This is a genomic window from Olleya aquimaris (assembly GCF_003259525.1).
Classification (GTDB): Bacteria; Bacteroidota; Bacteroidia; order Flavobacteriales; family Flavobacteriaceae; genus Olleya; species Olleya aquimaris.
In genome coordinates this window covers 57,951-73,274 of sequence record NZ_QLLO01000004.1, presented here as the reverse complement: position 1 = coordinate 73,274, position 15,324 = coordinate 57,951, and the positions used below count along the sequence as shown (strand labels likewise).

The following is a 15,324-nucleotide window of genomic DNA, read 5'->3' as shown; positions in this document are numbered from 1 at the left end:
TGTTGTATTTCAAACAATTAAAAGTAATTTTGCCGAAAATTTAAAACATTATGTTATGGCTCTAGATTTTAAAGAAATATTTACGGTTTTTATGGTGCTTTTTGCGGTAATAGATATTGTTGGTAATATTCCAATAATTATAGACCTAAGAAAAAAAGTAGGACATATACAAAGTGAAAAAGCTTCTATTATTGCAGGAATAATTTTAATTTCATTTTTGTTTCTAGGAAAAAGCATACTTAATCTTATTGGTATTAATGTTAGTTCTTTTGCTGTAGCAGGTTCGTTTATTTTATTTTTTATTGCTTTAGAAATGATACTTGGGATTACTTTATACAGAGAAGATGACACCAATCCCCTAACCGCTTCTGTATTTCCGTTAGCTTTTCCATTAATAGCTGGACCTGGAAGTTTAACAACGTTACTGTCTTTAAGAGCAGAATATGATATTAAAAATATTATTATAGCTGTAATACTTAATGTTATAGTAATTTACATAGTATTAAAGACTTCAAGACGTATAGAGCGCTTAATTGGTCAAAACGGAATTAACATTGTAAGAAAAGTGTTTGGAGTAGTTTTACTTGCAATTGCGGTCAAGTTATTTACAGATAACATTAAAATATTGTTAGCCTAATTATTGTATTTTTGTAAAAAGATTTTTTATGAAAATTTTCACTTACATCATTACTATTTTAGCAATTGGATTAATTATTTACAATGCTAGAATGCTAGATTTTTCTGCATTGTTTGAAGGCGAAAGCATTGTTGCTGTCATTACCATTTTAGCAGCATTATGTGCTATTATATTACTTCAAATTTTACGAATTTCTAAAAAAATTGAAGCTAAAACTAAACAGTAATGCAGTTTGATACTTTAATTATTGGTGGTGGAGCAGCAGGTTTATCTTGCGCTTTAGTCTTAGGGTCTGCATTAAATAAACCTTATGCTGAAGGTAAAAACGTTGGTATTGTTATTCATCAAAAAACATCTCATTTACAAAACGCTTTATTTAATAATGTTTTAGGGTTAAATCCTGGGACTTTAGGTAAAGATATATTGGAAGATGGGAAAAACCAATTAACTAATCTGTATCCAGAAGTTGTACAAATTGAAAACGAAAAAGTTAGAGAAATTGTAGAAACAGCTTCAAGTTTTAATATTATTACAAATAATAACACCTACACTGCACAACGTGTGGTTATTGCTGTTGGATACACTAATCTACTTAATATAAAAGGATTAGAAAATTATATAAAACCGCACCCTAAGGCAGCAATAGAAAAAGACAGAATCTGGTTAGAAAACACAAACCATGTGGTTAAAGAAAACTTATTTGTAGCAGGAACTTTAGCTGGTTGGAGAAGTCAATTTGCAATAGCTTCTGGTAGTGGCGCGCATGTAGCGACGGATATTTTAACTATTTGGAATAATGGTAAACATACCAAGGTGCATGATAAGATTTAATTTTCTGTCATCTGACTTAAATTAATCACTTTATCAATCATAATGTCGTGCTTATTTAAAATTTTATAATACGCTCCAAAGCCAAACAATTGTTCTCCTAAGGTTGCTTTTAAATAATGCTTCACTTCATCTTTATAAGCAACAAATACTATATTAGATCGTGTTTTTAATTTTAAATATTCTTCTAAGGATTTAACCATATCATCACTTATGATATAGTTTTCAAAAAAGTCCTCTCTAGAAATAGCACTGTAAGCCTCTCGTTGTTTTTCTAATTCTTCAAATATAAAATTATTTAAAAATCCTCTTCGCTCTAAAAACGTCAGTGTTTCATTTTGCATTTTTGTGTCATAAGGAACAAATACATCTGGTATAATTCCGCCACCACCATAAACAATTTTACCCTTTGGTGTTGTAAATTTTAAAGAATCTGCAACTTCTATTTTCTTTTCGTCTAACAATTCTCCTCTGTTTAATCGGTCTGCAAAATCATCATAATAATCTCTGTTTCCATTCTCGTAAGAACGTTGGATAGAGCGTCCTGTAGGTGTGTAATATTTAGAAACTGTTAGTCTAACTGCACTACCATCACCTAATTTCATTTCGCGTTGCACCAAGCCTTTACCATAAGACCGTCTTCCCACAATTGTCCCTTTATCATTATCTTGAAGCGCACCAGCAATAATCTCGGAAGCAGAAGCAGAATTTTCGTCTATCATAACATAGACATGTCCATTTTCAAAGTCACCTCTTCTGGTAGCATAGCTTCGGTCTTCTTTTCCCTTTTTATTTATGGTGTAAACTATCAATTTATCATCCTCTAAAAACTCGTCTACTATTTGAGAGGCAACCTCTAAGAAACCACCAGGATTACCTCTTAAATCTAAAGCAAGACTTGTAGCTCCTTTATCTTTAAGATTTAATAATGCTTTTTTAAACTCTTTATATGTGCTTTCTGCAAAACGATTAATTTTTATGTAACCTAAATTGTCTGTAAGCATGTATGCAGCATCCACACTTTTAATTGGCACTTCATCTCTGGTGACATTAAAAGTGAGTAATTTAGGTTCTCCTCTTCTAAATACTTTTAGAATTAACTCAGAATAACGTTCGCCTTTTAATTTATCTACAAGCGAATCGTTATTGACAGTTCCACCTAATAAAGATTCTCCGTTTGCAGAAATTATTCGATCTCCTCCTATTATTCCTGCTTTGGCACTTGGCCCATTTTCAATAGTTTTTATAACAGTAATTGTATCTCTGTAGGTGTAAAAATTAATCCCAATACCCACAAAATTACCTTTCATGTTTTCAGACACTTTTTGCATATCTGCTTTTGGGATGTACACAGAATGTGGGTCTAACTTATCCAAAATACCATTAACTGTTACATCAACAATGCTATCGGTATTTACTTCTTCAACATACTCATAATCAATGTAATCTATAAGTCTGTTAAGTTTATCTTTTTTACTATTAGAAGTAAACAATCGGTCTGAAGTGTCTCCAAAATTTAACTTTCCACCAATAAAGATACCTGCTGCTATAGCAACACCTATTATTAATGGTAAATATGTTTTGGTTTTTGACATTAGGCGTCTAATTGTTCTATTAATTGTAATTCTATTCCTGCTTTTTCTAAAAACTTAAGTCCAGAATCGTCTTTATATCCTTGGTTATATACCACACGAATAATGCCAGCTTGATGTATAAGCTTACTACATTCTTTACAAGGTGACATAGTAATGTATAAAGTTGCCCCTTTACAAGATTGTGTAGAAGAGGCTACTTTTAAAATAGCATTAGCTTCTGCGTGTAAAACATACCATTTAGTATATCCTTCTTCATCCTCGCAAAAATTTTCAAAGCCAGTTGGTGTACCATTATAGCCATCAGAAATTATCATTCTATCTTTAACTATTAAAGCCCCTACTTGTTTACGCTTACAATAGGATAATTTTCCCCATTCTGTAGCTATTCTAAGATATGCTTTATCGTATTTAAGTTGTTTTTGTTTTGGCATAATTAATTATATGGAAATAAAACACTTGGCATCAATCATTATGATATAAACGAAGATACTCGCTTCATATTTCAATTACAATTCAACATATAAAGTTTTATGAAAACTTTAATGAAAACTAGTCTAAAAAGGGACTATTAATTAACATTGGGATGACTAATCCAATGACAATTGCAGAAATTACCATAATCCAGTCACGCTTAGAAAATCTAAACACCGTTTGAAAAAGGTATCCTAAAAACAACACAATAAACACAATTATTATTTGGGCTATTTCTATACCTAAAGCAAATTCTAGAAGTTTAATTACTCTATTATCGCCTTGATCAAGATTCATTCTAAACTCTCTAGCAAAACCAAATCCATGGACCAATCCAAAAAATAAAGTGGATACAAACAACAGTCCTATCTTCTGGCTTTTAGCAGTTTTACCAGCTGTAAACACGTTGTAAATTGCGACTATCAAAATAGTTAATGGTATTAAAAACTCGATTAAATTACTATCAACTTTTACTTTACCAAAACTTGCCAAAACTAAGGATATAGAATGACCTACAGTAAACATTGTAACTAACCACAACACACGCTTCCAATCTCTAAAAAGATATGGCACTGCCAAAACAATTAAAAATAAAACGTGATCGTAAGCATTTATATCTAGTACATGGTTAATTCCGTATTGTACATTTATCCAAAATTCCTGGAACATAATAGTTAAGTTTTAGGGTTGCGTAAATATAAGTAAAAACAAAAATGGTTTCCAAATTGTAGGTGTTTTTAAGCTTTTAAAAAAAGGAATATTAAAAAAATTATAAATTCAAGGTATTGTTTGGTAAATTTGAACTCTTATTTTAAATAACACATGACGTTATACCCATTACAATTTCAACCTCTTTTTAACTACAGGCTTTGGGGAGGAGAAAAATTAAAAACCGAACTTGGTAAAGATTATTCTGATAACAATATTGGAGAGTCATGGGAGATTTCTGATGTGGACGCAAATGAAACTAAAGTTTTAGAAGGCGATTTAAAAGGATTTTCCTTAAAACAATTAATTAAACAATTTAAAGGCGAATTTTTAGGACAATCCGTTTATGATACGTTTGGTGATGCTTTTCCGTTACTAATCAAGTTTATAGATGCTAACACACCCTTATCGGTTCAGGTTCATCCTAATAATGACGTTGCAAAAACCCGTCATAATTCATTTGGTAAAAACGAAATGTGGTTTGTGATGCAAGCAGAAAAAAATGCTGAATTAATTATTGGATTTGAAGAAAAAATCACTCCATCTCAACTTGAAACTCATTTAAAAAACAATACCATTTTAAATGTTTTACATAAAGAACAGGTAACTAAAGGAGATGCATTTTACATCCCAACTGGACGTATTCATGCTATTGGAGGAGGTGTAATGTTAGCAGAAATACAACAAACTTCTAATATAACTTATAGAGTTTATGATTATAATCGGGTTGACAAAACTACAGGACAAAAACGAGACCTTCATATAGAACAAGCCAAAGAAGTATTAGATTTTGAAGTATATAAAACCTACAAAACAAACTATACTAAAACACCAAATTCCTCCAATAAATTAATCCATTCGCCTTATTTTAAAAGCAACTTTTTAAAAGTTGAAGGCGTATTAGAAAAAGATTATTCTAAATTAGACTCTTTTGTCATTTATATGTGTGTAGATGGTGATGTAGAACTTACTTGGAATGATAAAATCTATTCACTAAAAAAAGGGGAAACTTTACTACTTCCTGCTAGTATTAAAAACATTTCTTTATCTTCAACATCTAGTGAATTATTAGAAGTTTATTTATAAGCTATACATTATGAAAAAAATCACTTTAAAAGATATTGCCAACCATTTTAATGTGTCCATCTCAACGGTGTCTAAAGCATTAAATGACAGCCCAGAGATAAGCAAAACTACCTCTGAAGAGATAAAAGCATACGCTAAAGAGAAAAACTATACACCAAATTTTAATGCGTTAAGTTTAAAAAATCAACGCACTAAAACCATAGGAATAATTATTCCTAATATGTTGAATTATTATTTTGCCCAAGTACTAAAAGGTATCGAAAAAACTGCCACTTCAAAAGGATACAAAATAATTACTTGTATATCTAACGAGTCACACCAAAAAGAAGTTGAAACTATAGAAATGCTATCTACAGGTGTTGTTGATGGATTTATCTTATCTGTTGCTGAAGAAACTGAAGCAAAAAAAGAATATGACCATTTTATATCTAGTATGGATAAAGAAATCCCACTAGTTATGTTTGATCGAGTAGTTGAAGATATTGATTGTGACAAGGTTATTACTAACGACTTTATGGCATCTGTAAATGCAGTAAATTATTTAAAAAATAAAGGGTGCAAAAAAATTGCATTTGTTGCAGCTAATATGGACTTAAGTGTAGGTAAATTAAGATATGATGGTTATTTAGCAGGATTAAAAAATAATAATTTAGAAAAAGACGATACTATAATTATTACCACTCATGAAATGTATTATAAAAATCATGAAGCTGTGGTAAAACCACTTTTTAACCAAACGTTTGATGCTATAATCGCTTCAAACGAGTCTGTAGCTATTGCAGCATTAAAAATAGCTCAAGAAAAAGGTATAAAAATCCCTAATGAGGTTTCTGTTTTAGCTTTTTCTAACGGAATTTTAGCCAGACACTCCAATCCAAGATTAAGTACCATTAGTCAACATGGTGAAATTATTGGCGAAAAAGCAGCAACATTACTTATAGATAAATTAGAAAATAAAATAACAACTACCACTTCTGAAACAGTTGAAACAGATATTGTTTTAAGAGAGTCTTCAAAATAAAAAAAGGCTAAAGCATAATTGCTAAAGCCTTTTGTACTCAAGGTGGGAATCGAACCCACACTCCCGAAAGAACTGGATTTTGAATCCAGCGCGTCTACCAATTCCGCCACTTGAGCAATTTAGAGTGGCAAAAATAAATATATTTTAGATAATTCCTTTAAAAATAGCGTGTAATATCTTTTAAACCTCAAAAATTATACTAAATTTGCACCTCATAAAAATTGACGTAGTGTAAAAACCTACCTAACAACTGTTTAACAATGCCAAATACTAAGCCAGAAGCTAAAATATTTTCTATCACCCAAAGTAAAACTTTGGCTGAGAAAATTGCTACTGCCTACGGGACAGAGTTGGGTAAAGTAATTACTTCAACATATAGTGATGGCGAGTTTCAACCATCTTATGAAGAATCTATAAGAGGAACTCGAATTTTTATAATAGGATCTACCAATCCTAGCTCAGAAAATTTAATGGAAATGTTGTTAATGATTGATGCAGCAAAACGTGCATCTGCAAGACATATAACAGCAGTTTTACCATATTTTGGTTGGGCAAGACAAGACAGAAAAGACAAGCCTAGAGTACCAATTGCAGCTAAATTAGTAGCAAAAATGTTAGAAGCTGCTGGTGCAACTAGAATTATTACAATGGATTTACATGCAGATCAGATTCAAGGGTTTTTTGAAAAACCTGTGGATCACCTATTTGCATCTACTATATTTTTACCTTATCTAAAAGAATTAAACTTAGAAAACTTAACTATTGCTTCACCAGATATGGGTGGATCAAAACGTGCTTACGCTTATTCAAAAGCTTTAGAAAGCGATGTTGTAATTTGTTACAAGCAACGTGCTAAAGCCAATGTAATTTCGCACATGGAGTTAATAGGTGATGTTACAGGAAAAAATGTAGTTTTAGTAGATGATATGGTTGACACAGCAGGAACATTAACCAAAGCTGCAGACGTCATGATGGAACGAGGCGCACTTAGTGTTAGAGCAATTTGTACACATCCAATATTATCTGGTAATGCTTATGAGCGAATTGAAAATTCTAAATTAGAAGAATTAATTGTAACAGACTCTATTCCTTTAAAGCAAGAAAGTAAAAAAATAAAAGTTTTAAGCTGTGCGGATTTATTTGCAGAAGTCATGCAAAATGTACACTTCAATAAATCAATAAGCTCTAAATTTTTAATGTAGTTGCTAATTAAAGTTGACTACCTAATACTGTATATTAATAAATAAATATAAATAAAAATGAAATCAATTACAATCAACGGATCCAAAAGAGAAAGCGTGGGCAAAAAAGCAACACAAGCCTTACGTAATGCTGGTCAGGTTCCTTGCGTATTATACGGAGGAGACAAACCAGTGCATTTCTCTGCACCAGAATTAGCCTTCTCAAAACTTGTATACACGCCAAATGCGCATACAGTTGTGATTGAGCTAGAAAGTGGCGAAAAATTAGATGCTATCTTACAAGACATCCAATTTCACCCAGTAACAGACAGAATCTTACACGTAGATTTCTATCAAACTTTTGCAGATAAAGAAATTACAATGGACATTCCTGTAAACTTTATTGGTAACCCAAGAGGAGTTAGAAATGGTGGTGTTTTACGTAAAAACAGACGTAGTTTAAGAGTTAAAGCTATACCTGGAAATTTACCAGACTTTATTGATGCAGAAATTTCTGATTTAAAAATTGGTAGCAAACTTTACATTACTAAATTAGAAAACGACGCATACAAGTTTATGCATCCAGATAATACAGTTGTATGTTTAGTAAGACGTTCTAGAGCTGCAGTTGTTGAAGACGATGAAGATGAAGATGAAGAAGGAGTAGAAGCAGGTGACGTACCAGCAACAGAAACAGATGATGTAGCAGCTGTTAAAGAATAGACTATAAAATCTATAAAATAATTAAAGCATTCTGTTAATTCAGAATGCTTTTTTATTTTTGAAAAAAATCAATTATAATGTGGAAATTTATTAAATCTTTATTTCTTTCAGAAACAAACAATATTATAGTTGAAGAATCTAACCCAATGAAAAAATTTCTAATAGTAGGACTCGGGAATATTGGTGAAAAATACACTAACACTAGACACAATATTGGTTTTAAAGTGTTAGATTTTTTAGCAGAAAAAGAATCGCTTTCTTTTGAAACTCAAAAATTAGGTGATGTTGCCATATATAAATTAAAAGGCAGAACTTTTATTTTACTTAAACCAAGTACTTATATGAATCTTAGTGGTAAAGCAGTGCAGTACTGGTTGACCAAAGAAAAAGTACCCTTAGAAAACTTATTAGTTATTACTGACGATTTAAATTTACCTTTTGGAAGCTTAAGAATAAAAACAAAAGGAAGTGATGGTGGACATAACGGTTTAAAAGACATACAAAACACATTAAATAGCACTAAATACAACAGGTTTAGATTTGGTATTAGTGATGCTTTTAGCAAAGGTAGACAAGTTGATTATGTGCTAGGCGAATGGGAAGAAGAAGAAATTAAACATCTACCAGAGCGTTTAGAAAAAGCAGTAGAGGTTATAAAATCTTTTGGATTAGCTGGTATAAATAATACCATGAATAACTTTAACGGAAAATAAAAAAAGGGGAAGCAAAAAGCTTCCCCTTTTTTTAAACTTAAATTGATTATTTAATAATTAGCTTTTTGGTTAAAGTTAAATTACCATCGGTTATATTTAATAAATACAAACCAGCTTCTACGTTATTTAAGTGTATTGTTTGATTAAAATTATTAGAGTTTTCAAATAAGTTATTATAAACCTTTCTACCTCTTACATCAAACACATCCATTTGTATAGTATTATCAAAATTATTATTATTTAATTCAATTGTAAACTCACCATTATTAGGATTTGGATAGACAGCAAATTTGGTGGTTTTATCTTCAAATGTGTCGGTTGATAATGTTGCAAAGCTTCCTAAAACACATAAATCTATTGAAAATTCTATAATTGCACCTCCATCTGCTGGTCCATAATCATCATCTACAGACAAGGTCCAATCTCCAGCTGTAAATTCTCCATATAAAACAGATAAATCACCTTCAGGAACAAAAGTCCCAGTAAAAGGAGACGATCCTGAGGTTATTAAATTAGTTGCTTCTTGATCAAATATTGTATTTGTATAATTATCGCCAGAACCACCATTATCTGTTGAGAGTTCAACAATTGTACCTAAAGGACTTATTAAAAAGATATCTAAATCACTGTTCCAAGCGTGATCAATATTTATTCTAACATTAATGTCTGTGATTTCTAAATTTTCTGGAATATTGATAACTGAAGTGTAATTAGCATTAGAACCAGAACTAGCAATAGTTATAGGTGTGTCTGTTGCATTAAAAACATTATTACAGGTCAAAACTGCTGTAGTAAAATTAAATACTGAAGATGGACTTGCTGTGACACAATTATTAGAAGAAGTCACCCTCCAAAAATATTGTGTATCTGCATTTAACATGGTAGTGGTATATGTATTTGTTTGAACTGATGCAGACTCTACAATAGTACCAAAACCAGAATCTGAAGAAATTTCGACTAAATAATCTACAGCATTAGAATCTGCAATCCACACCAAATCTCCGTTTGCTGGTACATCAACAGTTCCATTTGCTGGTGATGACAATGTCACAGGGTTAAGTGTACTACTAAATACATTAAAAGATAGGTCAACCGTTTTGGTTATTGACCCAGAAGTACCTTGTAGAGTAAAGGTATAATTTCCAATTGCCAAACTACCTGTACCTGAAACAGTAACAGTTCCTGTATCTCCATCTGCAGAAGCAGTATTTGGGCTAATAATTGCGGAAGTACCACCTGGTAAACCTGTAACACTCAAATTTGTAGTATCACTAAATCCTAAAAAAGTATTATAGGTATAGTTATAAACAGCATCATTTGGCTGACATACATCAATATCTGGATTAGATACGGTAATTACAAACTCAGATTCTTGTATTGAGAAGTTGGTAGAGTTTACTGCATAGAAAATATTATTATTACCTTCTACAATAACTCTAGCCATACTTGTATCTCCACCAGTTGAAGGTACTGTTACATCATGCGAACCATCATTTGGTACATTAGACGCTAAAGTATATGGAAATGTTAAACCTCCATCTGTAGATAACAATATGTTTACTGTTGGTGTATTTACTGCACCTCCACTAGTTCCGGCAACATTCCAAGTTACAGTTTGTGTTGAACCTGCATCCCATGTTTCATTGGTAGTTTGTGAAGTGACACTAAAAGGTCCTGAAGAACCATCAACTGTAACTTGCATGGTATCAAAACTTGTTTGAGGTGATTGACCGACTCCACCAGCTTCTGAACGATCTCTAACAGTTAATGCAAAATTTAATGTTCTTCCTACTGTAGATACGGTTTCCCAAGACGTATTATCAACAGTTTCAACAGGATTTGACTCTGTTAGCTGTCCATTTAAAACTCGGCTTAAAATTGGCATATATCTATTTGGTGAAGTACTTGGTGGTCTAGACCTCCAAACTGCACCAGTAGTTTTTGTTGGTCCAAAGGTGCTATTAGTGGTTACACCATTATCAATTTGTTCCCAACAATAGGTTAAAGTATCAGTAGGATCTGGATCTGAAGCAGCTCCTTTTAAAACAAAAGCAGTACCATTAGGTATAGTGTAATCTAAGCCAGCATTTGCAACTGGAGGGTTATTAGAAATATTGGTTGTTGTAGCACATTGATTAGCACCACTTGTAACATTGTTTAAAATCTGTCTGATACTATGATAATGAAAATAAGGATCACTATGGTCTTGTACATCATTACCACCTGTAATTCCTGCATAACCCATAATTGTGGTACCACTTCCTGGCTCAGCATTGACACCTGTTCCTTCAGAATTAAAAGACCAAGTATGATTAGCACCCATTTGATGTCCAATTTCATGAGGCACATAATCTATATCAAAAAAATCAGCCATGTAAGGTCCACCATCATTATCAACAAATGAATGTGCTGAGAAGCCACTACCTTTTCCGTTTTCGCAAACACAACCAATACAACCAGCATTTCCGTTATTATTTGCAAAATGTAATAGGTGCCCAATATCATAATCTGTTTCACCAACAACGGATGTTAAATTAGATTGCAAATCTCCATTTAAATCACTTCCATAAGGATCTGTACCAGAATAAATTAAATCTAAAGCAGGGTCATCTACTGTATCCACTAAAAGAAAGGTTATTGCCATATCTACTTCAAACACCTCATTGTTTCTATTTAATGTAGATACCATAGCAGCTAAAGCATCTTGTTGGGCATTACCATTTCCAGCGTTTCCATCATCCCAAAAAGCAGTATACTCTGAAGTTACTGACATTGCCAGTCTAAATGTCCTTAACAATTTATCGTTAGCATCTCTATAAACCTCACTACCAATTACACGACTTGTTACACTAACATCTTCTGTCAAACATTCAAATGTTTCAGAACTATTAATTCTTGATTTTTTATTGTATACAATGTATTGTCCATTAGAAATTTTGGTTACTGGCTGAATATAAACTGTTTCTTTTTCAGGTTCAGAAATCATTGCATTTAGACCTAGTGGTGTAACACTAAATCTAATCCTTGCACCAGAATTATCAACCCTAGACCCTAAATATGTTTTAATTCCAGGGTGTTGATTTTCGTTATCATTTGTAGAGAAAATTTGAGTTTCTACAACTCTAAACTGCTCAAATTTTCCCTCTAAAGAAGGAAAGCTAACTATAGTGTTTGATTGGCCTTGAGATATATTTCTTAAAGGTGCTGTACTTAATTGTTGCTTTAGTTGATTAATATCTAAATCAAAAATTGTAAAGAAATTATTATCTAATTTTTTTAAAGACACATCGCTAGTTTTTTCATTAAATGTAGTTTTAGTCCAAGCTTTATTTTGTGCTAAAGTGGTTTGAATAACTAACAAAAAAAATAGAGGGATGAAATAATGTAATTTTGCATTCATATAAATGGATTTTTAACAATTGAATCCTAAAATTAACCAATAATGCTAAATACTCTCAAAAAAAACTGAATTAGTTTAATAATTTAACAATGTAATTATATTTTTTTCCATAATTTTAGCGGATAATTCTAAAATTTCTTTAAATGAAAAAAATTACTTTTTATCTTTTTTCACTTATGTTTATTTCGAGCATAGTGACTCAAGCTCAAAACGGAAAAAAAATCCCTGATAATATTACTGCAAATACTGATCAATTAATCAGATGTGGTTCGGATGAATACAATGCAAGATTGCTACAAAACAATCCAAACATGATGGGTAGCCAAGCATTTGAAGAAATAGTAAAAAATAAAATACAAGAAGCTAAACAACAAAGAACCAGCAATCAAATGGTAGTTGTTACTATTCCTGTTGTTGTTCACGTTTTTCATAATGGTGAAACTGTAGGTACTGGACCAAATATTACAGATGCTCAGGTTATTTCACAAATTACTGTATTGAATGAAGATTACAGAAGACTTCTAGGTACGCCAGGATACAACGTTAATCCAGTTGGCGCAGATGTAGAAGTTGAATTTTGTTTAGCTCAAACAGATCCTAATGGAAGCCCAACTAACGGAATAGACAGAGTTAACATTGGACAAAACGGAATTTTTGAAGCAAATTTATCTGACGCTCAAAACCAAATGGATGCATTAAAACCTTCATCAATTTGGGATCCAGCAAATTATATGAATATGTGGTCTGTAGCCTTTAATGGTGGATCTGGTTTACTTGGTTATGCTCAATTCCCAGGAGGACCAGCAGATACTGATGGTGTTGTGGCAGATTATAGATTTTTTGGAAGCTCAGATTATAATGATGGTACGTTTAATTTAAGCGCTCCTTTTGATAAGGGAAGAACAATGACGCATGAGGTTGGTCACTTTTTAGGTTTATATCACACTTTTCAAGAGGGATGTGCTGGAACTGGATCTACAGGTGGAGATTTTTGTGCAGATACACCAGCAGTAGGCTCTCCTAACTATGGTTGTCCTACAGGTACAGACTCTTGTCCGTCTGACGCAGGTCTTGATATGATCGAAAACTATATGGACTACTCTGATGATGCTTGTATGAATGTATTTACAGTAGACCAAAAAGCTAGAGTTCAAGCAGTTTTAGCTTCACAAGTTAACAGAGCATCTTTAACAAGTTCAAGTGTTTGTAACTCTCCTACTACTCCATTTATTAACTTCTCACCAGGATCACCATCTCCAGGACAAGTTGCAGAAGGTAGTGATTGTAATTTCTTAGATTATACTATTGATTTAACTATGACTATTCCAGCAAGTGCTAATGCAACTGCTAGTTTAACAAACTCTGGTACTGCAGTAGACGGTGAAGACTTTATGCTAATTAACAACACGGTAACTTTTAACAGTGGATCAACAACTCCAAGTAATTCAATTACTTTAAGAGTGTTTAACGATGGTGTGGTTGAAGCTGATGAAACAATTATTTTATCGATTAATGTTAGTACAACTGGTGATGCTGTTGCTGATTCTGATACGTATAATTATATTATTGAAAATGATGATGATGTAGTAATATCTGCTGGTAATGCAGTATTATTTAGTGACGGTTTTGAAGCATATGCAGATTTTGACATCTCTCCTGTTGGTGGATGGACATTAATAGATAATGATGGTGATAGCACTTATGATTCTACTAATACCGATTTTACTAACGAAGGATACACAGGGTCATTTATAGTATTTAATCCTTCAGCAACAACTCCAGCATCAAACACAGGTTGGGATGCACATACTGGTAGTAAAGGATATTACTGTTTCAACTCTACAGGAAATGTAAGTGGAGTTATTCAAAATGACGATTACGCTATAACACCTCAAATTAATTTAAATGGTACAGGTAGCGAATTAAAATTTTGGGCTAAGTCTTTAACAGATAATTATGCTGGTGGAGAGCGTTTCCAAGTAGGTATTTCTACTACAAATACTAACGCATCAAGTTTTACAATTATATCTCCTGCACCATACATTATACCTCCATTAACTTGGACAGAGTATACTTATGACCTATCAGCTTATGATGGACAGAATATCTATGTTGCTATTCATGTTGTATCTGCAGATGAGTTTGTATTTATGTTAGATGACATTTCTGTAACTTCTAATGTTACAACTGGTGTGCAAACAACAGTTAATACTTCAACTCCAGATCAAAACAACCTAATAGGTGCTGGTCAAACTTTCTATAGAGATGTAAATAGTAACGATATTATGATTGATGTAGATAACATAGGTACTTTTGACTATGGATGTACTTCTGTAGCTGTATCAAGAGACGCAACAACAGCAGGAGCTGGAGCTGTTTCTTACTCTGGCGGTACAAATGTTGCTGGCTATGTCACTGCTAAAACTTTTGACATAACAACCACTAATATTGGTACTGGCGCAGCTACTGTTAACTTCTATTTTACTGAAGGAGAACTTGCTACATGGGAAGCCATTACTGGAGAAAATAGATCTGCTTTATATGTTAAAAATGATTCTACTGGAGAAGTTGTTCCTGTTACTATTTCTGCTTTTGGAACCGATTCTAAATTAGAAGCGTCTTTCTCTAATGGATTAGATGGTACATACTACTTTGGTTCTCAATTAGCGTTTTTATCTGTAGGAGAGTTTGAATTAGCTAATTCTATTTCTATCTATCCAAACCCTACCGTTAACGTGTTAATTGTAAAAGTAGATAACGATAATGATTTACCAAATGCATACAAAATTTATAATATGCTTGGTCAATTAATTACTGGAAAAAACATTAACAATGTACAAGATTTAACAATAGATACTGCTCCATTTAGTAATGGAATGTACTTTATAAAAATCTCGAAGGCTGGTAATGCAATAACACTACCTTTTATTAAAAAATAAAAGTGTAATTAAATAATAATCT

Annotated in this window: 13 protein-coding genes and 1 tRNA gene; 9 read left to right on the top strand and 5 right to left on the bottom strand. The window is 32.3% G+C overall.

The annotated features are described in order from the left end of the window. Positions 1-55: 55 nt before the first annotated feature. Genes LY08_RS06770 through LY08_RS06760 form a run of 3 tightly spaced genes read left to right on the top strand, consistent with a single transcriptional unit; the run spans position 56 to position 1,468 of the window. Complete coding sequence (locus LY08_RS06770) at positions 56-637, top strand: MarC family protein (protein WP_111659691.1); 582 nt, start codon at positions 56-58, stop codon at positions 635-637. Positions 638-665: 28 nt separating this feature from the next. Next, on the top strand, positions 666-863 hold the full coding sequence (locus tag LY08_RS06765) for a hypothetical protein (protein ID WP_111659690.1): 198 nt from the start codon (positions 666-668) through the stop codon (positions 861-863). Next, the gene (locus LY08_RS06760; protein ID WP_111659689.1) at positions 863-1,468 is read left to right on the top strand and encodes an FAD-dependent oxidoreductase; all 606 of its coding nucleotides are present in this window, start codon (positions 863-865) and stop codon (positions 1,466-1,468) included. The genes LY08_RS06765 and LY08_RS06760 overlap by 1 nt, the downstream gene beginning before the upstream one ends. Here LY08_RS06760 and LY08_RS06755 read toward each other — a convergent pair. The 3 genes from LY08_RS06755 to LY08_RS06745 form a co-directional block, all read right to left on the bottom strand. Continuing rightward, entirely contained in the window at positions 1,465-3,060 is a 1,596-nt protein-coding gene (locus LY08_RS06755) for a S41 family peptidase (protein ID WP_111659688.1), read from the bottom strand. The two genes, LY08_RS06760 and LY08_RS06755, sit on opposite strands and share 4 nt — an antisense overlap. Continuing rightward, complete coding sequence (locus tag LY08_RS06750; protein ID WP_111659687.1) at positions 3,060-3,491, bottom strand: deoxycytidylate deaminase; 432 nt, start codon at positions 3,489-3,491, stop codon at positions 3,060-3,062. Before LY08_RS06750 ends, LY08_RS06755 begins: the two co-directional genes overlap by 1 nt. A gap of 118 nt (positions 3,492-3,609) precedes the next feature. After that, positions 3,610-4,200: a HupE/UreJ family protein gene (locus tag LY08_RS06745; protein WP_111659686.1), complete on the bottom strand. Its 591-nt coding sequence runs from the start codon at positions 4,198-4,200 to the stop codon at positions 3,610-3,612. A gap of 153 nt (positions 4,201-4,353) precedes the next feature. Here LY08_RS06745 and LY08_RS06740 point away from each other — a divergent pair, with 153 nt between their 5' ends. Further along, positions 4,354-5,325: a type I phosphomannose isomerase catalytic subunit gene (locus LY08_RS06740; protein ID WP_111659685.1), complete on the top strand. Its 972-nt coding sequence runs from the start codon at positions 4,354-4,356 to the stop codon at positions 5,323-5,325. A gap of 10 nt (positions 5,326-5,335) precedes the next feature. Then, positions 5,336-6,346 (top strand): LacI family DNA-binding transcriptional regulator, encoded by a 1,011-nt coding sequence (locus tag LY08_RS06735; protein WP_111659684.1) that lies wholly within the window; start codon positions 5,336-5,338, stop codon positions 6,344-6,346. Between the two features lie 34 nt (positions 6,347-6,380). Here the strand turns inward: LY08_RS06735 and LY08_RS06730 are convergent. Then, a tRNA-Leu gene (locus LY08_RS06730) sits at positions 6,381-6,462 on the bottom strand. A gap of 144 nt (positions 6,463-6,606) precedes the next feature. Between LY08_RS06730 and LY08_RS06725 the strand changes: the two genes are divergently transcribed. The 3 genes from LY08_RS06725 to pth all read left to right on the top strand — a co-directional run bounded on the left by LY08_RS06725 (position 6,607) and on the right by pth (position 8,963). Continuing rightward, positions 6,607-7,548, top strand: coding sequence for a ribose-phosphate pyrophosphokinase (locus LY08_RS06725; RefSeq protein ID WP_111659683.1), 942 nt, complete (start codon positions 6,607-6,609; stop codon positions 7,546-7,548). 57 nt (positions 7,549-7,605) lie between these two features. Next, the gene (locus LY08_RS06720; protein ID WP_111659682.1) at positions 7,606-8,250 is read left to right on the top strand and encodes a 50S ribosomal protein L25/general stress protein Ctc; all 645 of its coding nucleotides are present in this window, start codon (positions 7,606-7,608) and stop codon (positions 8,248-8,250) included. Between the two features lie 77 nt (positions 8,251-8,327). Next, the gene (gene pth / locus LY08_RS06715; RefSeq protein ID WP_111659681.1) at positions 8,328-8,963 is read left to right on the top strand and encodes an aminoacyl-tRNA hydrolase; all 636 of its coding nucleotides are present in this window, start codon (positions 8,328-8,330) and stop codon (positions 8,961-8,963) included. Positions 8,964-9,009: 46 nt separating this feature from the next. Here the strand turns inward: pth and LY08_RS06710 are convergent, their stop codons facing one another. After that, a complete protein-coding gene (locus tag LY08_RS06710; protein ID WP_111659680.1) occupies positions 9,010-12,363 on the bottom strand; it encodes a zinc-dependent metalloprotease in 3,354 nt (1,117 codons plus the stop codon). Between the two features lie 143 nt (positions 12,364-12,506). On the opposite strand from LY08_RS06710, the gene LY08_RS06705 reads away from it, so the two are divergent. Next, positions 12,507-15,302, top strand: a complete 2,796-nt coding sequence (locus LY08_RS06705) for a T9SS-dependent choice-of-anchor J family protein (protein WP_111659679.1) — start codon at positions 12,507-12,509, stop codon at positions 15,300-15,302. Positions 15,303-15,324 lie beyond the last annotated feature (22 nt).